This is a genomic window from Variovorax sp. AC103 (assembly GCF_979254005.1).
The window spans coordinates 79,683-98,997 of the sequence record NZ_CEEDFC010000017.1 but is presented as its reverse complement, the minus strand read 5'-3'; the positions used below and the strand labels follow the sequence as shown (position 1 = coordinate 98,997).

General features: G+C 69.8%; 19 protein-coding genes. 5 read left to right on the top strand and 14 right to left on the bottom strand.

Annotated features, from left to right (window positions below; genetic code table 11):
* Positions 1-10: 10 nt before the first annotated feature.
* The gene (locus AC0IYU_RS23340) at positions 11-1,351 is read left to right on the top strand and encodes a UDP-glucose dehydrogenase family protein (protein WP_472121571.1); all 1,341 of its coding nucleotides are present in this window, start codon (positions 11-13) and stop codon (positions 1,349-1,351) included.
* Here the strand turns inward: AC0IYU_RS23340 and AC0IYU_RS23335 are convergent, their stop codons facing one another.
* Genes AC0IYU_RS23335 through AC0IYU_RS23325 form a run of 3 tightly spaced genes read right to left on the bottom strand, consistent with a single transcriptional unit; the run spans position 1,352 to position 5,267 of the window.
* A complete protein-coding gene (locus tag AC0IYU_RS23335) occupies positions 1,352-2,488 on the bottom strand; it encodes a CaiB/BaiF CoA transferase family protein (protein WP_472121568.1) in 1,137 nt (378 codons plus the stop codon).
* Between the two features lie 28 nt (positions 2,489-2,516).
* On the bottom strand, positions 2,517-3,497 hold the full coding sequence (locus AC0IYU_RS23330; RefSeq protein ID WP_472121565.1) for a Bug family tripartite tricarboxylate transporter substrate binding protein: 981 nt from the start codon (positions 3,495-3,497) through the stop codon (positions 2,517-2,519).
* Positions 3,498-3,530: 33 nt separating this feature from the next.
* Positions 3,531-5,267, bottom strand: coding sequence for an acyl-CoA dehydrogenase family protein (locus AC0IYU_RS23325; RefSeq protein WP_472121562.1), 1,737 nt, complete (start codon positions 5,265-5,267; stop codon positions 3,531-3,533).
* A 92-nt stretch (positions 5,268-5,359) separates the two neighbouring features.
* Between AC0IYU_RS23325 and AC0IYU_RS23320 the strand changes: the two genes are divergently transcribed.
* Positions 5,360-6,262 (top strand): LysR family transcriptional regulator, encoded by a 903-nt coding sequence (locus tag AC0IYU_RS23320; RefSeq protein WP_472121559.1) that lies wholly within the window; start codon positions 5,360-5,362, stop codon positions 6,260-6,262.
* Here AC0IYU_RS23320 and AC0IYU_RS23315 read toward each other — a convergent pair.
* From AC0IYU_RS23315 to AC0IYU_RS23270, 10 genes are all read right to left on the bottom strand, one after another.
* Positions 6,253-7,287 (bottom strand): serine/threonine protein kinase, encoded by a 1,035-nt coding sequence (locus tag AC0IYU_RS23315; RefSeq protein ID WP_472121556.1) that lies wholly within the window; start codon positions 7,285-7,287, stop codon positions 6,253-6,255. The two genes, AC0IYU_RS23320 and AC0IYU_RS23315, sit on opposite strands and share 10 nt — an antisense overlap.
* A gap of 33 nt (positions 7,288-7,320) precedes the next feature.
* Positions 7,321-8,436, bottom strand: a complete 1,116-nt coding sequence (locus AC0IYU_RS23310) for a DUF2855 family protein (protein ID WP_472121553.1) — start codon at positions 8,434-8,436, stop codon at positions 7,321-7,323.
* Positions 8,437-8,591: 155 nt separating this feature from the next.
* Complete coding sequence (locus AC0IYU_RS23305; protein WP_435437611.1) at positions 8,592-9,017, bottom strand: organic hydroperoxide resistance protein; 426 nt, start codon at positions 9,015-9,017, stop codon at positions 8,592-8,594.
* Between the two features lie 63 nt (positions 9,018-9,080).
* A complete protein-coding gene (locus AC0IYU_RS23300) occupies positions 9,081-9,536 on the bottom strand; it encodes a MarR family winged helix-turn-helix transcriptional regulator (RefSeq protein WP_435437612.1) in 456 nt (151 codons plus the stop codon).
* Positions 9,537-9,615: 79 nt separating this feature from the next.
* Complete coding sequence (locus AC0IYU_RS23295; protein ID WP_472121551.1) at positions 9,616-10,260, bottom strand: DUF2894 domain-containing protein; 645 nt, start codon at positions 10,258-10,260, stop codon at positions 9,616-9,618.
* A complete protein-coding gene (locus AC0IYU_RS23290; protein WP_435437614.1) occupies positions 10,253-10,924 on the bottom strand; it encodes an OmpA family protein in 672 nt (223 codons plus the stop codon). Before AC0IYU_RS23290 ends, AC0IYU_RS23295 begins: the two co-directional genes overlap by 8 nt.
* Complete coding sequence (locus AC0IYU_RS23285; RefSeq protein WP_472121548.1) at positions 10,924-13,494, bottom strand: DUF802 domain-containing protein; 2,571 nt, start codon at positions 13,492-13,494, stop codon at positions 10,924-10,926. The genes AC0IYU_RS23290 and AC0IYU_RS23285 overlap by 1 nt, the downstream gene beginning before the upstream one ends.
* A complete protein-coding gene (locus tag AC0IYU_RS23280) occupies positions 13,491-14,225 on the bottom strand; it encodes a DUF3348 domain-containing protein (RefSeq protein WP_472121545.1) in 735 nt (244 codons plus the stop codon). Before AC0IYU_RS23280 ends, AC0IYU_RS23285 begins: the two co-directional genes overlap by 4 nt.
* A 112-nt stretch (positions 14,226-14,337) precedes the next feature.
* Positions 14,338-15,165, bottom strand: a complete 828-nt coding sequence (locus AC0IYU_RS23275) for an ABC transporter permease (RefSeq protein ID WP_472121542.1) — start codon at positions 15,163-15,165, stop codon at positions 14,338-14,340.
* 3 nt (positions 15,166-15,168) lie between these two features.
* Positions 15,169-16,164: an ATP-binding cassette domain-containing protein gene (locus tag AC0IYU_RS23270; RefSeq protein WP_472121539.1), complete on the bottom strand. Its 996-nt coding sequence runs from the start codon at positions 16,162-16,164 to the stop codon at positions 15,169-15,171.
* 82 nt (positions 16,165-16,246) lie between these two features.
* On the opposite strand from AC0IYU_RS23270, the gene AC0IYU_RS23265 reads away from it, so the two are divergent.
* The 3 genes from AC0IYU_RS23265 to AC0IYU_RS23255 are packed head-to-tail and all read left to right on the top strand — an operon-like array spanning position 16,247 to position 18,377.
* Positions 16,247-17,089 carry a hypothetical protein gene (locus AC0IYU_RS23265; protein WP_472121536.1) on the top strand — a complete coding sequence of 281 codons (843 nt, stop codon included), beginning with the start codon at positions 16,247-16,249 and terminating at the stop codon, positions 17,087-17,089.
* 20 nt (positions 17,090-17,109) lie between these two features.
* Complete coding sequence (locus AC0IYU_RS23260) at positions 17,110-17,757, top strand: hypothetical protein (protein ID WP_472121534.1); 648 nt, start codon at positions 17,110-17,112, stop codon at positions 17,755-17,757.
* Positions 17,754-18,377 (top strand): hypothetical protein, encoded by a 624-nt coding sequence (locus AC0IYU_RS23255; protein WP_472121532.1) that lies wholly within the window; start codon positions 17,754-17,756, stop codon positions 18,375-18,377. Before AC0IYU_RS23260 ends, AC0IYU_RS23255 begins: the two co-directional genes overlap by 4 nt.
* Here the strand turns inward: AC0IYU_RS23255 and AC0IYU_RS23250 are convergent.
* The gene (locus tag AC0IYU_RS23250) at positions 18,374-19,264 is read right to left on the bottom strand and encodes a LysR family transcriptional regulator (RefSeq protein WP_472121529.1); all 891 of its coding nucleotides are present in this window, start codon (positions 19,262-19,264) and stop codon (positions 18,374-18,376) included. The two genes, AC0IYU_RS23255 and AC0IYU_RS23250, sit on opposite strands and share 4 nt — an antisense overlap.
* Positions 19,265-19,315: the final 51 nt, after the last annotated feature.

Below are 19,315 nucleotides of genomic sequence, written 5' to 3'. Positions count from 1 at the left end.
GGGCCTGCCCATGAAAGTCAGCCTCTTCGGCGCCGGCTACGTGGGCCTGAGCTTCGCCGCCAGCCTGGCCGAGGCGGGCCACGAGGTGCTGTGCGCGGACGCGGACCTGGCGCGCGTCGAGGGCCTGCAGCGCGGCCTGATGCCGTTGCACGAACCGGACCTGGAGGCGCTGGTGGCGGCCGGCCTGGCCGCCGGCACGTTGCGCTTCACCGCCGACGCGCACGCGGCCTGCCTGCACGGCGAGGTGATCTTCATCGTGGTCCACACGCCGGCCGATGCGCAGGGGCGCGTCGACCTGCGCCATGTGATGGCCGTGGCCGCCGGCATCGGGCGGCTGCGCGACCGCGAGGCGCTGGTCGTGTGCAAGTCGACCGCGCCCGTGGGCACGGCCGACCAGGTCGAGGCCGTGCTGGCCGGCGAGCTGGCCCAACGCGGCGCTCACCACCGCATCGCGGTGGCGGTGAACCCCGAGTTCCTGCGCGAAGGCTCGGCGGTGCGCGACTGCCGCCAGCCCGACCGCATCGTGATCGGCTCGCAGGACCCCTGGGCCATCGACCTGCTGACCCGGCTCTACGCACCTTTCATCCGCGACCCGAAGCAGTTGCTGGTGATGGACCGCCGCTCCGCCGAGCTCACCAAGTACGCCGCCAACGCGATGCTGGCCACGCGCATCAGCTTCATGAACGAGATGGCGCGCGTGGCCGAGCAGGCGGGTGCCGACATCGACAGCGTGCGGCGCGGCATCGGTGCGGACCGGCGCATCGGGCCCGACTTTCTGCAGGCGGGCGCGGGCTACGGGGGCTCGTGCCTCGCGAAGGACGTGCGGGCGTTGAAGCGCATGGCCGAGCGCGACGGACACACGCTGCGCATCCTCTCGGCGGTGGAGGCGACGAACCATGCGCAGAAGGGGCGTCTCTTCGAGCTGATGGCGCACCACTTCGAAGGCCGCATCGCGGGCAAGACGATCGCGGTGTGGGGGCTGGCCTTCAAGCCCGACACCGACGACATGCGCGACGCGCCGAGCCTGGTGCTGCTGGAGCGCCTGTGGGCGGCCGGCGCGCGCGTGCAGGTCTACGACCCGGCGGCGATGTCCGCCGCGCGCGGCATCGTCGGCGAGCGCGGCGACGTGCGCTGGTGCGCCACGGCGCACGAGGCGCTGCAGGGCGCCGATGCGCTGGCACTGGTCACCGAGTGGCCGGAGTTCCGCCAGCCCGATTTCGCGCGCATTGCGCAGGCGCTGCGCACGCCGGCCCTCTTCGACGGCCGCAACCTCTACGACGCGGCGCAGGCCGAGTCCGCGGGCATCGCGTACTACGGCATCGGGCGCGGACGATCGTCAATGTTTCGTTGATTATTCCGCGGCGGTGTCCAGTGGCAGGAAGGCATCGCCCGGCGTGAGCGGCGCATGCCGGTAGCTTGCCGGTGTGCGGCTCAGCTTCACCGGCGCGCCGATGCCGCGGTAGCCGCCCGGCATCTCGACCACCATCTCGCGGTGCAGCGTGTGCGGATGCTGCAGCGCGGCGTCCACCGGCAGCACCGGCGCGGCGGGCACGCCGGCGGCCATGAGCTGGTCGACCAGCGCGCGGCCGTCGAACGCGGCCATCGCGGCCTCGAGCTGCTGCTTGAGGCCGTCGCGGTGCACGGAGCGGGAACCGGCCGTGCGGTAGAGCGGATCGTCCGACAGTTCGGGCAGGCCGATGCAGCGGCACAGGCTGGCGAACTGGCGGTCGTTGCCCACGGCCACGAACACGGGGTCGGTGCCGGTGGCGAGCGCGTCGTAGGGGTAGATGTTGGGGTGCGCGTTGCCGGTGCGGCGCGGCTCGGTGCCGTCCATGAACCAGTTGGCCGCATGCGGGTGCAGCAGCGACAGGCCGCTGTCGTACAGCGCCGCCTCCACGAACTGCCCGCGGCCGCTGCGGTTGCGTTCCTGCAGCGCGAGCAGCACGCCGATCACCGCGTTGAGCCCGGTCACCATGTCGACCACCGGCAGGCCCACGCGCAGCGGTCCGCCGTCGGCCTCGCCGTTGATGCTCATGATGCCGGTCATGGCCTGCACGGCGGCGTCGTAGCCGGGCAGCGCACCCAGCGGGCCGTCGGCGCCGAAGCCCGACACGCGGCACCACACCAGCCGCGGAAAGCGCTTCGACAGCGTCTCGTAGCCGATGCCCCAGCGTTCCATGGTGCCGGTCTTGAAGTTCTCGATCAGCACGTCGGCCTCGGCCACCAGCGCGAGCAGTGCGTCGCGGCCCTCCTCGGTCGAGAAGTCGAGGTGCTGCACGCGCTTGTTGCGGTTCAGGCCGTGGTAGTACGAGGCCACGCCCTCCTTGAAGGGCGGGCCCCAGGTGCGTGTGTCGTCCCCTTGAGGCGGCTCGACCTTGAGCACGTCGGCACCGTGGTCGCCGAGGATCTGGCCGCAGTACGGGCCGCCGAGGATGCGGGAGATGTCGAGGACGCGGATGCCTGCGAGGGCGCCTTGGGCTTGGGTCATTTCGGTGTTCCGTGTAAGCGGCCGCAAATCAGTCGAGCTGCGCCCCAGACTTCTGCACCACGTCCTTCCACTTCACAGACTCCGCGGCAATGAACTGCCCGAGCTTTTGCGGCGACGTATCGGCCGACGCCTCTAGACCTTGGGACGCGAACATCTGCTTGACCTTCGGCGAGTTCAACACCTCCGCAAACGCGTGGTTGAGCTTGGCGATGCGGTCCGCAGGCGTGCCGGCCGGCGCGACGATGCCGAAGAACACGCTCACGTCGTAGCCCTTGTAGCCCTGCTCGGAAATGGTCGGCACGTCGGGCAGCGCCTGCGAGCGCGCGACGGTGGCCACGCCCAGCGCGCGCAGCTTGCCGGCCTTGACGTACGGCAGCGCGGTGAGGATGTCGGTGAAGGTCATGCTCACCTGGTTGCCCAGCAGGTCGTTGAGCGCCGGGCCGGTGCCCTTGTACGGGATGTGCTGCAGGTCGGTGCCGGCCACGGAGTTGAACAGCACGCCCGCCAGGTGCGACGAGGCGCCGTTGCCCGAGGAGGCGTAGCTCAGCTTGCCCGGGTTGGCCTTGGCATAGGCCACGAGTTCGGGCACGTTCTTCACCGGCAGGGCCGGGTTCACCACCAGGATGTTGGGCAGGTAGCCGACCTGGATGACGGGCGCAAAGCTCTTCACCGGGTCGTAGTTGATCTTGCGGTACAGGCTCTTGTTGATGGCCAGCGGGCCCGAGGTGCCGAACATCAGCGTGTGGCCGTCGGCCTCGGCACGGGCCACGTACTCGGCGCCGATGTTGCCGCCCGCGCCCGCGCGGTTCTCCACGATCATGGGTTGGCCCAGGCGGTCTTTCATCTCGGCGGCCAGCGTGCGCGCCATCGCGTCGGTGGGGCCGCCGGGCGGGAAGGGGATGACCAGCGTCAGCGGCTTGGAAGGGAAGGCATCGGCCGCTTGTGCGGCTGGCAATGCGGTGAGCAAGGTGGCGGCGCAGGCGGCCAGCAGGAAGGTCGAGCGTTTCAAGGGAGTCTCCGTTTCTTTTGTCGGGCGAAAGTCTCAGGCAAGCGCCGTGGCGTTGCGTTCGGCGGTGGTGGTCGTGTTCCATTCCTCAGGCATGGCGTCAGGCGAGAGCGGGTCGCGCGGCAGCACGCGGTGCAGCAGCACCAGCTGCGACCAGCGCAGGCGCGGTGCGGAGCCGCTGCGTGCCGCCTCCCAGGCCATGGCGATGGCGCTGGTGCAGTGGTAGAGCGCGGACGCGGCTTGCCGTGCGAGCACGTCGCCGCCTTCGCGTGCGGCGGTCTCGGTCAGGGCCGCGGCGCGTGCGAACGCATCGCGCAAGGCCCAGGTGAAGCCGGGCGCGAGCGCCGCGTCGTCGAGCAGCTTCTCGCAGTGCGCACGCAGCACCGGCAGCGAGCCTTCGCGTTTCACCGCGCGAATCACGTCCAGCGCCACGATGTTGCTGGTGCCTTCCCAGATCGAGCCCAGGTGCGCATCGCGCACCAGCCGCGCGTCGCTCCACTCCTCGATGTAGCCGCAGCCGCCGCGCACTTCCATCGCGTCGCCCGTCACCTTGCGCGCATCGCGGCAGGCGCGGAACTTGATGAGCGGCGTGAGGATGCGCAGCAGCGCGTAGGCATCGGGCTCGGCGGCATCGGAGCGGGCCAGCGCCAGCGCCGTCTGGCACACCATCGTGCGCGCCTGTTCGGCCGGCAGGCGCAGCTTGTCGAGCTGGCGCTGCATCAGCGGCATCTGTTCCAGCGTGCGGCCGAAGGCGCGGCGCTCCGAAGCGATGAACTCCGCCTCGGCCACCGCGCGGCGCATCAGGCCCGCGGCGCGCACACCGTTCGACAGGCGCGAGTTGTTGACCATGTCTGCCATCTGCACGAAGCCGCGACCGGCCTCGCCCACGAGGTACGCGACCGCGCCCTCGAGGCGGATCTCGCCGCTGGCCATCGAGCGCGTGCCCAGCTTGTCTTTCAAACGGATGATGCGGTAGTGGTTCAGGCTGCCGTCGTCCAGCCGGCGCGGCAGCAGGAACAGCGACACGCCCTTCATGCCCGCCAGGCCATCGTCGGCGCGCGCGAGCACCATCGCAAAGTCGGCGTCGGGGTTGGAGCAGAACCACTTGTCACCGGTCAGGCGCCAGCTGCCGTCGGCTTCCTGGTGCGCGAGCGTGGCGGTGGCGGCAATGTCGGAGCCGGCGGCCTGCTCGGTCATGAACATCGCGCCCTGGGCCAGTTCGTCGAAGTCGAGCGAGGTCAGGCGCGGCAGGTACCGGGCGACCAGCTCGGGCGTGCCGAACTTCTTCAGCGTGCGCGTGAGCGAGTCGGTCATCGACACCGGGCAGCACAGGCCGAACTCGGCCTGCACGAACAGGTAGGTCAGCACGTATTTCACGAGCGGCGGCATCTTGCCCTGCCAGCCCAGCGTGTCGTCGCGGTGCGAAATGGCCGCCAGGCCGAACTCGCTGAGCGCGAGGCGCTCCATTTCCACGTAGGCCGGGTGCTTGACGACCTTCTGCTCGTCCAGCCCGGTGCGCGTGCGCTGCTTCAGCGTGGGCGGGTTGCGGTCGGCAGTGCCGGCCAGCTCGTCGAGCAGGCCGCCCGCCAGGCCGCCCAGGCGCTCGAAGTGCGGCTGCATGTGCCGGCGCAGGTCGTCGGGCAGGTACAGCGCGAGCAGGGCGTGCAGCTCGGTGTCGGTGCTGAACAGGTTCTGGCCGTGGCGGTCGGGAATCGGATGGGCGTGCGCGGCTGCTGGCGCGGCACCGGTGATGGCGGCGGCGTTCTCGGACATGCGTTTTGTCTCCTGGGTTCACCGCATTGTTGAAGCCGCGACGATCTGTGTCTAATATCGATTTGGTCTTGTTCTATTCGATCTGACTATCCATGGAACTGCGGCACCTGCGCTATTTCTCCGTGCTCGCCGAAGAGCTTCACTTCGGGCGGGCGGCGCGGCGCCTGTCGATCTCGCAGCCGCCGCTGTCGGTGGCGATCCGGCAGCTCGAGGAGTCGGTGGGCGCGCGGCTGTTCGAGCGCAACAGCAAGGAGGTGCGGCTCACGCCCGCGGGTGACGCGCTGCGCATCTCGGCGCGGCGCGTGCTGCTGCAGGCCGAAGAAGCCGCCATCGAGGCGCGCGACGTGGCGCTGGGCTCGGCGGGGCGGCTGCGCATCGGCTTCGTCGGCGCCATGCTGTACCGGGGCCTGCCGCAGGCGCTGCGCACGTTCCAGGCGAAGCACCCGGCCGTGCGCATCACCCTGAGCGAGCTCAACTCCGGCGTGCAGATCGCCGAGCTGCTGAACGACCGGCTCGACCTGGGCTTTGCCCACACGCGCCGCGTGCCGCTGGAGTTGCAGCACCGGCTGCTGCTGTCCGAGCCCTTCGTGGCCTGCCTGCCGGCGGGCCATGCGCTGGCACGCAAGCGGGTGCTGGCCCCGGCCGACCTGCGCGACCAGCCCTTCGTGCTGTTCTCGCGCGAGGCCTCACCCGACTACCACGAGCGCATCCTGTCGATCTGCGCCGACGCGGGCTTTTTGCCCGAGGTGCGCCACGAGGTGCGCCACTGGCTGGCGGTGGTGTCGCTGGTGTCGCAGGGGCTGGGCGTGGCGCTGGTGCCGCAGGCGATGCGGCATTCGGCGCTGCGCGGCGCGGTGTTTCGCCCGCTCGACCGGGAGGTGGCGCAGTCGGAGGCCTATGGCATCTGGCGCTCGGGCCCGGCGAATGTGCTGGTCGAGCGGCTGCTGCAAGGCGTGGCCGACAGCATCGAGGCCGCCGCGAAGCTTCAGGCGTAGAGCGGCTCTTCCGCCATCTGCTCGCACTGGTCTTCCAGCACCAGGATCTGGCCCTTCCAGTAGTCGCTGGAGCCGAACCACGGAAAGTTGATCGGAAAGATCGGGTCTTCCCAGCGCCGCGCCAGCCATGCGCTGTAGTGAATGAGCCGCAGCGTGCGCAGCGGCTCGATCAGCGCCAGCTCGCGCCGGTCGAATTCGCGGAACTGCTCGTAGCCGTCGAGCAGGCCCGACAGCTGCGAGGTGCGCTGCGCGCGGTCGCCCGACAGCAGCATCCACAGGTCCTGCACGGCGAAGCCGGTGCGCGCGTCGTCCAGGTCGACGAAGTGCGGGCCGCCGCCCGGGCGGTCGGTGGGTGTCCACAGGATGTTGCCGGGGTGCACGTCGCCGTGCAGGCGCAGCTTGCGCGGCTTGAATTCGGAGGCCGGCGGCTGCAGCGCAAGCGCTGTGGCGCGCACCATGTCCAGCGCCTCGTTGCAGGTCTTTTCCCAGTCGCGCTGCATGTCCAGCGGGATCTTGTCGTTTTCCAGCAGCCAGTCGCGCGAATCGAGGCCGAAGGTCTGCAGGTCGAGCGCGGGGCGGGCTTCGAAAGGTTTCGCGCTGCCCACGGTGTGGATGCGCGCCAGAAAGCGGCCCACCCATTCGAGCACCTCGAAGTCGTCGAGCTCCGGCGAGCGGCCGCCGCGGTACGGGCTCACGCTGAAGGCGAAGCCGGCGTGGTGGTGCAGGGTCTTGCCGTCAAAGGCCAAGGGCGGCACGGCCGGCACTTCGCCGGCAGCCAGTTCGAGCGAGAAGCCGTGCTCTTCGAGAATCTCTGCCTCGCTCCAGCGGCCGGGGCGGTAGAACTTGACCACCACCGCGCTGCGGTCTTCCAGAAACACCTGGTAGACCCGGTTTTCATAGGAGTTCAGGCCCGTGAGCCGGCCGTCGCCGTACAGGCCGAGCGTCGCGAGCGCGTCGAGCACCACGTCGGGCGTGAGGCTCTCGTAAGGATGGGTGTTCGCGGGCGCTGCAGAGGAAAGGGTCATGCGGCGATTGTCGCCACACGGCGCCCCGCGGTCTCAGGCGCCTACAGGTTGTTTGTAAAGAGAAAGGACATGGCCGCTGCGCGGGTCGCCCTTGCCCGCGAGCACCTGCGCATAGGCGGCAACCACTGCCTCGCCGCCATGGTGATGTTCGGCATGCAGCCAGGGGCCTTTGGCGTGCGTGACCTCGGCGATGAATGCGTGCCAGGCCGCGACCATGCGCTTGCCGAATTCGTCCGCGCCCCACTCCGCCGTGCGCTTCTTGATCTGCGCCGGCGCGAAGAACAGCGTGGCGCGCGGGCCGGGCAGGTTCTTGCCCGCGCCCTTGGCCGCGAGCTGCTCGACGTGCGTGCCGCCGATGGAGCTGCTGTACTTCAGGTCGACGAAGCGTTCGTGGACCGCGTTGCGCAGCGCCCCGTTGCCCGCGAAGTCGACGTACACGCAGGGCGTGTCGGCCGCGATGCTGTCCAGTGCGTCGTAGGTCAGCACGCGGTCGTAGCAGCCCAGGCTTTCGCAGAAGGCGACGTTGGCGGGCGACGTGAGGCCGATCACCTCGATGCCCTCGCGCTGGTGCAGCTGGAATGCGGTGCCGTAGGCCGTCTTGCTCGAAGCGCTCGACAGCAGCATCGTCTTCGCACCGAAGAAGTCGTTGTCGGCCATGAAGTCGTCGATGAGCCACGAGGTGATGAACAGCGGGCGCAGCAGCGCCTGGATGTCTTCGGTGCCGGCCGTGTAGAGCGCATCGCTCGCGCAGCGGAAGTACTGGTTGTAGACGGCCGGCAATGCCGCGCGGTGCTCGGCCATGTCGGCGAAGCGTTCCGGCGAAAGCCGTCCGGGGCTGAGCACCGCGCTGGAGGCCATGGGCCAGTAGCCGTACAGCCGCTCGCCCACCGCCACGCCGGGGTGCAGCGACTGCACCACGCTCGCGAAGCCCCACACGGGGATGCTGCCCCAGCCTTCTTCACCGGTCGGGTAGAACTGCCAGTAGCTCATCGCATCACCGAAGGCGGCGTAGGTGATGTTGTTCGACGTGAGCGCAAAGCTGTCGATGCGCACGCGCACCTGGCCGTCGGCCAGGGCTTCGTCGTCGGCGGTGTGCAGGCGCGTGGTGGCGAGCTGGTCTTTGCGAATCAGGAGGCTGGTCGTGCTCATGGGTGAAGCTCCGGCAGTGGATGTGCCCGCGACGTTAGCCAAGCTGGATGAAAGGCGCTACCGTGCGGCGCGTTCCGGCGTCACCCGTGAGACATCGGCGGGCACAAAAAAAGGCGGCCCGTTGCCGGGCCGCCCTTCATGCACCGAGCGTGAACTCAGGCGATGGTGAGTTCGACGTCGATGTTGCCGCGGGTCGCGTTCGAGTACGGGCACACCTGGTGCGCGGTGTCGACCAGCTTCTGCTTGGCGTCGGCATCCAGGCCCGGCAGCGTGATCGCCAGCTTCACGGAAATGCCGTAAGCGGCGCCGCCGTTCGTCGGGCCGAGGGAAACGCTGGAGTCGATGGCGACGTCTTCCGGCACCTTCACGCCGATCTTCGGGCCGACAGCCTTCATTGCACCGATGAAGCAGGCGGCGTAGCCGACCGCGAACAGCTGTTCGGGGTTGGTGCCGGGCTTGCCGGAGCCGGGCGAGCTCAGCTTGACGTCGATGGCGCCGTCGCTGGACTTGCCTGCGCCGTCACGGCCGCCGACGGTGTGGGCTTCTGCGGTGTAGAGCACTTTGTCGAGCTTGGTGGTCATGGTGATTTCCTTTGATGAAGTGAAGTGAAGGGACGGGGTGAACGTTCGCCGCGCGTGGAGGCGCTACGCGGCTTTCTTGATGCGGTCGCGCAGCGTCTGGATCTGCTGCGTGAGCGCAATGAGTTCCGGCACCGAGCATTCGGTGGCGGCCAGAAGGCAGGCCGGCACGTTGGCGGCCTTGGTTTTCAGCTTGCGGCCCGCGGCGGTGAGCGTGATGTGCACGCGCCGCTCGTCGGCCACGTCGCGCACGCGGCTCACGTAGCCATTGGCCTCGAGGCGCTTGAGCAGCGGCGTGAGCGTGCCCGAGTCGAGCGACAGCCGCTCGCCGAGCGCGGAGACGGTGTGGCCGTCCTGCTCCCAGAGGGCGAGCATGACGAGGTATTGCGGGTAGGTGAGCTGTAGCTTTTCGAGCAGCGGCTTGTACAGGCGCGTCATGGCCAGCGAGGCGGAATAGACCGCAAAGCACAGCTGGTTGTCCAGCTTGAGCATGTCGTCGGCGGTGACCGGGGTGGAGCGCATGGGTTGAATTGTAGTGAGCAATTGAATTGCGTGCAATATAAAATTGAAAGCGTCGGTTTCAGCGGCAGGCCCGCCGCGTTCAGGCCGGCTTGCCGCGGCCCGTTTTCTCTCGGCCGGTTTTCTTCGGGTGGTCGGCGCGCGGCGTGCTCGCTGCCGCCGCGGCTGCCATGCTGCCATTGGCCTGGTCGATCCACAACAGGGAATCGACGTAGGACATGAACCGGTTCAGGTACTCCGGCGACAGCTCGCGCATCAGGATGAGCGCGCGGTGCACCAGGTGGTGCGAGTTCAGCGGGCCGGCGTTGTCCGGCACCTTGGCCAGCGACTGCGTGAGGCGCCGGTCGGCGCTGAGCTTGGACCAGGTGCTGCGGAAGTAGGTGACGGCCTTCAGGTCGGGGGTGGCACCGGTCGCGGCAAGGCCTTCGCCGGCGGGCGGCGCATGCTGCGCGAGGTGGTCGATGAGGTCTGCGAACGCGCTGCGGGCGAGCGATGCGTCTTCCGGCGGGGCGATCGCGGCCAGCCGCTTGTCGAGCGCCTCGCCGTACGCCGCGAGCAGCCGGGCGATCCGCTCGTCGAGCATGCGCCGTGCTTCGCCGTCGTGTGCGTCAGCGCGGCGCGCCATCGCCTCGATGAAGCGAAAGCGCACAGGGTCGAATCGGTCGTCGCCACGCTCGCGCCACGCAGCCAGCGCCGCGCCTGCGTCGGGTGCCGCGTCCTTACTCACGGGCCTTCGTGCCCGTGCCGGAGCGCGAGGGCCGGGGCGTCGGCGCCATCTCCACGCGCCGGTTCTTCGAGCGGCCGTCGGCGTCGGCGTTCGAGGCCACCGCCTGCTCGGCGCCGAAAGCCGCGGCAAAGATCGACGACGATGGCACGCCGGATTCGATCAGCGCGCGCGTCACGGTCAGCGCGCGCTGTGCCGACAGCTCCCAGTTGTCCGCGAACTGGCGTGCGTTGTCGCGCATCTGCCGGTCGTCGGTGAAGCCGCTCACCATCAGGATCTCGTCGCGCGAGCGCAGGTACGCGGCCAGCGGGCCCGCCAGGCTCTTGAGCAGCTGCCGGCCTTCGGGCTGCAGGTCGGCGGAGTTGAAGGCGAACAGCACGTTGCCGCTGATGCCGATGCGCCCGTTGTTCAGCGTCACGCGGCCGGCGGCCAGCGGCCCCGCCAGCGCCTCTTCGAGCGTCTGCCGGCGCTTGGCCTCGGCCTGGCGCTGCTGCACCTCGGTCTCCAGCTTGCTGGCCAGTTCGAGCTGCATGCCCAGCGCGCACACCAGGATGAGCACGAACGCGCCCAGCAGCCCCGACATCAGGTCGCCGAACACTGCCCACACCGGCACGCCGGGCCCTGCGCCGTCCACGCCGTGGGTGCCGCCGTCGAGCTCGTCCTGCATCACGCTTCGCTGCCCACGGCGGCCTGCCGGTCGGCGATGCGCTGCAGGTCTTCGACGATCTGCTTCTGCGACATGATGCTCAGGTCGATCACCTCGCGCGCCTGCGCCACGTAGTAGGCGAGCTGCTCGTCGCTGCGCGAGATCGACTTGCCCAGCGCGCCTTCGATGCGTTGCAGCTGCGCGGCCATCTTGTCGTTCGACTCGCTGAACAGCTGCACCGCGAAGCCGAAGGCCTCGCCCATGCTGGCCACCTCGACGGCGCCGCCGGTGATCTGCGCGGCCACGGCCGACATCTTGTGCGTTTCCTCGTCGATCTTCTCGGTGAAGCGGCTGCCCACGCGCTCCAGCACGTCGGCCGACGCGGCCACCAGCGAATCGACCGCCGCACGCTGCTCGGTGGAGGCGTGGTTCACGGCGTCCAGCAGCGTGGACAGCGTGTCCAGGATGCGGCTGCGTTCTTCCAGCATCACGTTGTCGCGCGCCATGCTGTCCGACAGCTTCTGGCGCAGTTCGGCCACCACGTCGGCCGCGACGCGCGGCGCCTCCGCAGCCGCCTGCAGCAACTGGGCGATCTCGGCGGTGGTGCGCTTCGCATGCGCGTCGTTCTGTGCCGACATCTCGCGTGCGGTCTGCGCCATGGTCTCCAGCAGTTGCTGTTGCTGGCCGAGCGTGTTCGCGCCGGCCTGCTGCCATTCGTGCTGCAGCGCCTGCGCCATCGACGCGAGCGATTGCGTCCATGCGGACAGGCGCTGTTCGTCGTGCGACGCCAGCTTCGTCTGCAGTTCGGCGTGTGCCTGGCCCACGCCGCCCACGGCGCTTTCGAGCCGCGCCGCAACGCTGTCGACCAGCGCGCCCGAGCGCTCGCCGAAGGTCTGCGCCAGGCGGTCGTGCGCGCCGCGCACATCGGCGGACAGTGTCTCGGTCGTGCGCTGGTGCTCGGCCAGCGTGGCCTGCCAGCTGTCCATGCTGTCGGCGAGTTTCTGGCGCAGCTCGGTCATCACTTCGCCCGCGACGCGGGGCGCCTCGGCGGCGGCCTGCAGCAGCTGCGCGATTTCCGCGGTGGTGTTCTTCGCGTGCGCTTCGGTCTGGGCCGACATGTCGCGCGCGGTCTGCGCCATGGTGTCCAGCAGGTGCTGCTGCTGGCCCAGCGTGCGGGCGCCGGCTTGCTGCCACTCTTTTTGAAGCGTTCCGGCCATCGACGCCAGCGACTGCGTCCATGCGGCGAGCCGCTGTTCATCGCGCGACGCGAGTTCTGTCTGCAGGTCGGTGTGCGCCTGGCCCACGCTGCCCAGCAGCGAGGCCGAGTGCTGCGCGAAGGTGGCGGCCGCGGCCGTCAGCGCCTGCTGCGTGTCGGCGGACAGCTTCTCGCTCGCGAGCCGGTGCTGCGCGAGTGCGCCGCCCCAGGTGTCGGACACGGTGGCCACGGTGCCTTCGAGCCGCGCCGCCACGCTATCGACCAGCGCGGCCGAACGCTCGCCGAAGGCCTCGGCCAGGCGGTCGTGCGCGCCGCGCACATCGCTGGACAACACCTCGGTCGTGCGCTGGTGCTCTGCGAGTGCGAGCTTCCAGGTGTCGGCCACACGGCCGGTGGTGGCCTCGAAGCGGGTGGAAAGCCCGTCGAGCTGCTGCTGCACGGTCTGCGCGAGCGTGTCGTGCAGCGAGGCCGTCTCGCGCGCGATGCCCGCCATGGTGGCCTCGACCACCGGCTGGATCGCCGCGCTCGCGATGCGCGCGCTTTCCGTCAGGCTGTGCTGCAGCGACTTGTCGACCGACGCGGCCAGCCCGATATAGGCGGCCTCGGTCCTGCTGTGGAAGTCGTCTTGCCCCGCGGCGAGGCGCTCGTTGAGCGCCAGGCTCTGCCGCTCCATGGCCGCCATCACGGCCTGCAGCTGGCCGACCAGCTCGGGCATGGCCTCGGCCTGGCGCTGCAGCAGCTTGAAGGACTCTTCGCGCTGGTGAACCTGCGAGTAGGGGCGCAGCGTGGTCGCGATCTTCGTGTCGAGCAACTGCCCGGCCTGCATGCGTTCGCGCCGGCTCAGCGCCGAGGCAAAGCCCAGCATGGCCGATGCGGCCACGCCCGCCACCGAGGTGCCGAACGCCAGGCCCAGGCCCTTCACCGGCGCGGACAGCGAGGCGCGAATCGACTGCAGGTCGGTCGAGCTTTCCAGTGCGATGCCCGTGCCCTTGAGCGTGACGACCATGCCCAGGAAGGTGCCCAGCATGCCCAGCAGCACGAGGAAGCCCGCGAGGTACGGCGTCATCGCCGGGCCGGGCAGGCCCACGCGCTCGCCTTCGACGCGCAGGCGCACCGCGTTCTGCAGCGAAGGGTGCAGCTGGGCCAGCCACGCGCCCAGGTGGGCCGGCGGCGCGGACAGGTCGGCCACGGCCTTCGTCAGCGTGGACGTGGCCTGGTGGAAGCGGTGCAGCTCCAGCGCGCCCATGATGTAGAACGCGCCGACGAGCACCGTGACGCCCAGCGCCAGCGGGTTCGAGCCGATGTAGCCCGCGCCGGCCCAGACCACGATGGCCAGGCCTGCGGCAAGGACCGCGTGATGAAGGAATCTGTTCATGGAGGAAGGTCTTTGTGCCTGGTGCGAAGGGCTTCGAGCAGCCCGTCGACCGGTTGAAATCGGAGGTCCAGTTCGGCCAGCAGCACGTCGCGTGCGTCCCGGTGGAAGGCGTCGAGCCAGCCGTCGGGCGCGGCCTGGCGCAGGCGCTTGAAATGCTTTTCGAGCAGCGTGGGCACGGTGGCCAGCAGGCTGCGCTCCTGCGCACCGAGCACCTGCTCCATGACGACGTCCACCCCGGCCAGCCGCGCCATGGCGCTCGACGTGCCCGCCAGCCTGGCGCGCAGCCGGCCGCGCAATGGGCCCACGGCCGCGTCCATCGCCTGTTGGCGGGCCAGGTAGCGCTGCCGGTAGGGTGCGAAGTCGAGGGGGGCGGTCGGTGCGGCCGGAGTGTCGATGGCGGTGTCCTTGGACGGCGTGGCCTTGGTGAACAGCGTGGAGGCCGGTGCCGGCAGGAAGGTGCTGTCCTGCGCGATGGCGCTCGTGAGCGCGGCGCGCACGCGGTTACATTCGTTTTCTTCTGCGTTGGAGGACGCGCGTGTACCGGACGGCGAGGCCGCCGGGTTGCCGTTCAATGCGGCAGAAAGAGAGATGGCGTCGGTCCACCCGAACCATTGGCTCAGCCGGTCGGCGGTGACTTGCCGGGGTTCGCGAACGTCGACTTCGGAGAGCCGTGAAAGCAAGCGAACGAGCGCCGAGCCGTTGAATCCTGTGCGCCCTGAAACTTGCGCCATACAGCCAGATACCGCAGTCCGAAAAACCTGGCAGTCTACACCGAAGACCCGCGCCGGCCGCCCCGGTTACAGCCCCTGACGCGCCGGTGGGACGGCCCGTTTCGCCGGCCCTTCAGCCCCTGAACCGCTTGCGCGTGAGCGCCAGCGCGAGCCAGAACGCCGCCACCGCATACACCGCCAGCACGCCCGCGTGCAGCCACCAGTCGGCCGGCCACTGGTCCATGAACAGCGGGCGCACCAGCGCCACCGCATTGGTCAGCGGCAACCAGGCGGCCACCGCCTTCACGGCCGAGGGCAGTTGTTCCAGCGGAAAGAACACGCCGCTCAGGAACATCATCGGCGTCATGAACAGCGTGAAGTAGTAGGTGAAGAAGTCGTAGCCCTTGGCCAGCGCGTTGAAGATCAGCGCGATCGACGAGAAGGTGATGCCCGCGCCGATGAGCACCAGCCACGCGACGACGAGCTTGGGGCTGTGGCTGATGCCCAGCCCGAGCATCACGAACAGGATGGCCGTGACGGTGAAGATCGACTTGAAAGCCGCCCACAGCATCTCGGCCAGCACGATGTCGTCCAGCCCCACCGGCGCGTTCATGATGCCGTCCCAGGTCTTTTGCACATGCATGCGCGAGAAGGCCGAGTACAGCGCCTCGAAGCTGGCCGCGTTCATGGCGCTCATGCAGATCGAGCCGCTGGCCAGGAACAGGATGTAGGGCACCTTCACGCCGTCCACCGCCACCTGGCCCACCAGCGCGCCCATGCCGTAGCCGAAGGCCACCAGCCAGATCAGCGGCTCGGCGATGTTGCCGATCAGGCTCGGAATGGCCAGCTTGCGCCACACCAGCAGGTTGCGCAGGAACACGGGCCACCAGCGCATGGAGAGCTCGGGCGCGCGCCACACCGAAGGCGTGGAAGGCGTGGTAGCGGGAGTTGTCGTGTTCATGGTCTAACCGTCCTCGCGGATTTGCCGACCCGTGAGCTTCAGAAAAAGGTCTTCCAGGTTCGCCGGCCGGTGAAAGGTGCGCAGCCCGCCGTGCTGCGTGAGCGCATCCAGCAGGCGCCGCGCATCCTGCGTGTAGAAGAACACGGTCTCGCCGCTGACCTCCACCCGTGCGGCCATCGCCTTCAGCGCGGGCGACTCGGCCAGCGCCACCGCGCCGTTGCCGTACACCTCGACCACGTCGGGCTCCAGGTGCTCGGCAATCAGGTCGCGCGGCTTGCCTTCGGCGATCTTGCGGCCGTGGTCGAGCACCAGCAGGCGCGAGCACAGGCGCTCGGCCTCGTCCATGAAGTGCGTGGTCAGCAGGATCGACTTGCCCTGCTGCAGCAGCACCTGCAGCCGCTCCCACATCAGGTGGCGCGCCTGCGGGTCGAGGCCGGTGGTGGGCTCGTCGAGCAGCAGCAGCTTGGGGTCGTTGACCAGCGCGCGCGCCAGCGACAGGCGCCGGCGCATGCCGCCCGACAGCTCGCCCGGTTTCGCGTCGGCCTTGTGCGAGAGCGCCGCGAACTCCAGCAGCTGCGGCACGCGCTCGCGCACCTGGGCCTTGGCGAAGCCGAAGTAGCGGCCGTACACCACCAGGTTCTCGGCGCAGCTGAAGTCGGGGTCCAGCGTGTCGAACTGCGTGACCACGCCCAGCTGCGCCTTGATGGCCAGCGCGTCGCGCGGCATCTGCATGCCCAGCGCGGAGATCTCGCCGCCGTCGGGCGCGGTGAGGCCAAGGCACATGCGGATGGTGGTGGTCTTGCCCGCGCCGTTCGGGCCGATCACGCCCAGGCATTCGCCCGGCGCGATCTCGAACGACAGGTCGTCCACCACGGTGGTGTCGCCATAGCGCTTGCGCAGGTGGCTGACGTGAAAGAGCGGGGGAGGGGAAGACGGTGAGGAGGGTGGCACGCGGCCATTCTGACGCAGGCACGCAACAGCCGTTCCCCTTGCTTGCATCGATGGACAAGTCGCGCAACCTGGGCCCTTGGCCGACGGCACAATCGACGCCAGTTTGCATTTCGCGGCGGGAGGCCCAACGATGCTGCGTTTCTGGCTTGCGCTGTCGGTGTTGCTGCTGCTCGGCGCCTGCGCCCCCTTTCATCGGCCCCTGGCCGCCGCGGACCGCGGCAAGGTCCAGGCGGTCGACGTGCGCGTGGTCGTCGCGCAGGAGAGCTTCATGTTCTCCGCGCAGGCCCCCGGCGTGAGCGCGGCCATGGGCGGCGGGCTCATCGGCGCAATCATCGACTCTTCGGTGCAGCAGTCGCGCCAGAAGGACATGAGCGCCGAGGTGCAGGCCATCGTCGGGCCGCTGCTGGACTACGACTACCGCGTGGAGGCCGGCAAGGCGCTGGATGCGGCGCTGGCCGAGCCGACCGCGTTCCCTCTGAAAGTCCGCTCCTCGCAGGTGCTGGCAGCCATGCCGCCGAAGGCCGAGCACGAGGCCCGGATCGCCGCCACCAGGGACGGCCCCGGCTACATGGTGCTGCTGCTGCAGTACGCGCTGGAGCCCGGCCTGGGCGCCTTCACCACGCGCACCACCGCCCTGCTGTGGCAGGACGGGCGCAGCGAGCCGAGCTACCGCACCGCGGTCATCTTCCAGACGCCCATCGGCGGCACGGCGCGCGCCGCCGTCATCCGCCGGCTCACGGCCAACGACGGCCAGGTGCTGCGCAGCGTGATGCGCGAGTCGCTGACGCAGACCCTGCACGCCGTGGCGAGGGACATCGACGGCGCCCGTGCCGCCGGCGTGAAGTCCGCACGCTTCAACGTCAACGGCTCGTGGGTGACGCTGGCCGGCGCCGGCTTCGACGAACAACCCGGGCGCGTGCTGTTCCGCGACCAGGACGGCGCCCTGTATTCGGTGCGGAGCGCCGCGCCATGACGGCCGGGCGAGGAACCGCCTTGGCCCTGGCCGCGCTGTGCGCCCTGCCGGGCCTGTCGCGTGCGGTCACCGAGAGCGAGCCGCTGCCCATGGTGTTCGAGCCCGCATCCGAACCGGCCGAGCGGCCCGACGGCGCGCCGGTCGCATCGCAGCGGCTGGTGCGCAGCTGCACGCTGTACCTGCCGGCCGTCGAGGACCTGCGCAGCAACAAGGCCAATGCCGGCAACCTCACCGTGATGCTGCCCACGGTGCATGCCACGCCCCGCTCGGTGCAGTCGCTGCGCAGCGGCGACGCCACGGCGTGGACGCGCGGCGCGCTGCAGTCGACCCGCCGCTACGGGTTCCAGCCGGTGCTCGGCGAACCCGCTGCAAACGGCGGCACGGGGCAGGTCACCGCGGACGTGGCGCTGCGCCTGGCGCACGCGTGGTCGGCGGGCCTGAACCTCGTCTCTCACGTCGTGCTCCAGGTGAGCTTCCGCCTGCCCGAAGGCAAGACTGCGAGCCGGCAGTACCACGGCATGGGCACGCGCACCAACTTCGCCAGCGGCAACGGGGAGTTCATGTCGGTGCTGAACCTCGGGCTCGAAGAGGCGGTGCACGGCATGGCCCTCGACGCTGCCGCGCTGTGCGACGGCAAGCCGCTGCCTGAACCGGCGGTGGCGCGATGAAGGGCATGCTGGAACTGCACCTGACCTGCGGCGCGCTGCACGATTCCCAGATTCCCCTTTTTGTCGCGACGTGCGAGCAGGTCGGGCTGCGGCCGCTGCTGATCGACCACCACCACGGGGTGCAGCAACGGCAGCCTTCGGCCACGGCCTGGCTGCGCGCCGATCTCGAGGAGGCCCGGGCCGAGGCGATGGCGCTGGCGCAGTGGCTGGCGCATGCGGGCATGGCCGTGCTCGACGTGAAGGTCGACGCCCCGGTGCAGGACTCCGAACGCTTCGGCCACCCGGGCCGGTATTTCGAGTGGCGCGGCAAGCTGCGCCAGCTGCACGACATGGCCGACCTGCGGCGCCTGTGCGAGGTGCATGGCGCGCAGTTGTCGCGCGACAGCCTGCGCGAGGACGCCGACACCTGCTTCGTGACGCTGTGCAGCCGCGAGCCGTGGGCCGAGTTCAGCGCGCGCGTGCAGGCATTGACGGACCAGCTCGCGCACGACGGCTGGCCGCTGCTGAAGCAGGATTCCGAAATCTGCCTGCACGACAGCCGCGAGCCGCCGCAACCGGATTGGCTCGCGCCCTTCCTGCTGCCATCCGCTGCCCCCGGCGGGGCCGGCGGCCCCGGCTAGAGCCTGAGCCCGCTGAACTCCGTCTTCATCCACGCGATGAACGCCCGCGTGCGCGCCGGCAGCAGCCGCGCGTTCGGGTAGATCACGCTCACCGGGCGCGGCGGCGGCTCGAAGTCTTCGAGCACCAGCGCGAGCCGTCCCTGCGCCACGTGCGGCATCACCTGGTACGAGAAGAAGGTGCCGAAGCCCATGCCCGCCGCGCACGCCTCGATGGCCGGGGCGTTGTGGTTGAACTCCAGCCGGACGCTCGGTGTCACGCCGATGGCCTTGCCGCCCTCGCGGAACACCCACTGCGACGGCATGTCGACCCGGCCGCGCACGCAGGGCGCGCCTTCCAGGTCGCGCGGATGCCGCGGCACGCCGTGCTGCGCCAGGTAGGCCGGGCTCGCGGCCACCACGCGGCGGATGGTGCCCAGCGTCTGCGCCACCAGCGACGAGTCTTCCAGCGGGCTGATTCGGATGCCCACGTCGATGCCTTCTTCCAGCAGGTTCACGCTGCGGTCGTACAGCCGCACGCTGCAGCGCACCTTCTCGTGGCGCTGCATGAAGCGCACGATGGCGGGCGCCACGTACATGTGGCCGAACAGCACCGGCGCGGTGATGGTGAGCTGGCCCGCGGGCTCGCTGGCCTCGGCCCTCAGCGCGAGGTCGGCGGCGTCGGCCGCGAGCAGCACGTCGCGCGCGCTCGGCAGGTAGTGGCGGCCCTCTTCGGTGAGCGACAGCCGGCGCGTGGTGCGGTGGAACAGCCGCACGCCCAGGTGCGCCTCGAGCGCGGCCAGCGCGCGCACCACCGCGGGCAGCGAGGCGCCCAGCGCCTCGGCGGCACGGGTCATGCTGCCCTGGTCGGCGATCTGAACGAAGGTCTGCATGGCCTTGAAGCGATCCATGCGTCGATTAGACCGTAAAACGCAGCAGTCAAATACAGAAGTAGCTATTCA

Coding starts and splice junctions, on each gene's coding strand:
- AC0IYU_RS23340 (WP_472121571.1), top strand. CDS start 11: ATGAAAGTCAGCCTCTTCGGCGCCGGCTACGTGGGCCTGAGCTTCGCC.
- AC0IYU_RS23335 (WP_472121568.1), bottom strand. CDS start 2,488: ATGACCCAAGCCCAAGGCGCCCTCGCAGGCATCCGCGTCCTCGACATC.
- AC0IYU_RS23325 (WP_472121562.1), bottom strand. CDS start 5,267: ATGTCCGAGAACGCCGCCGCCATCACCGGTGCCGCGCCAGCAGCCGCG.
- AC0IYU_RS23320 (WP_472121559.1), top strand. CDS start 5,360: ATGGAACTGCGGCACCTGCGCTATTTCTCCGTGCTCGCCGAAGAGCTT.
- AC0IYU_RS23315 (WP_472121556.1), bottom strand. CDS start 7,287: ATGACCCTTTCCTCTGCAGCGCCCGCGAACACCCATCCTTACGAGAGC.
- AC0IYU_RS23310 (WP_472121553.1), bottom strand. CDS start 8,436: ATGAGCACGACCAGCCTCCTGATTCGCAAAGACCAGCTCGCCACCACG.
- AC0IYU_RS23305 (WP_435437611.1), bottom strand. CDS start 9,017: ATGACCACCAAGCTCGACAAAGTGCTCTACACCGCAGAAGCCCACACC.
- AC0IYU_RS23300 (WP_435437612.1), bottom strand. CDS start 9,536: ATGCGCTCCACCCCGGTCACCGCCGACGACATGCTCAAGCTGGACAAC.
- AC0IYU_RS23290 (WP_435437614.1), bottom strand. CDS start 10,924: ATGCAGGACGAGCTCGACGGCGGCACCCACGGCGTGGACGGCGCAGGG.
- AC0IYU_RS23285 (WP_472121548.1), bottom strand. CDS start 13,494: ATGAACAGATTCCTTCATCACGCGGTCCTTGCCGCAGGCCTGGCCATC.
- AC0IYU_RS23280 (WP_472121545.1), bottom strand. CDS start 14,225: ATGGCGCAAGTTTCAGGGCGCACAGGATTCAACGGCTCGGCGCTCGTT.
- AC0IYU_RS23275 (WP_472121542.1), bottom strand. CDS start 15,165: ATGAACACGACAACTCCCGCTACCACGCCTTCCACGCCTTCGGTGTGG.
- AC0IYU_RS23270 (WP_472121539.1), bottom strand. CDS start 16,164: ATGCAAGCAAGGGGAACGGCTGTTGCGTGCCTGCGTCAGAATGGCCGC.
- AC0IYU_RS23265 (WP_472121536.1), top strand. CDS start 16,247: ATGCTGCGTTTCTGGCTTGCGCTGTCGGTGTTGCTGCTGCTCGGCGCC.
- AC0IYU_RS23255 (WP_472121532.1), top strand. CDS start 17,754: ATGAAGGGCATGCTGGAACTGCACCTGACCTGCGGCGCGCTGCACGAT.
- AC0IYU_RS23250 (WP_472121529.1), bottom strand. CDS start 19,264: ATGGATCGCTTCAAGGCCATGCAGACCTTCGTTCAGATCGCCGACCAG.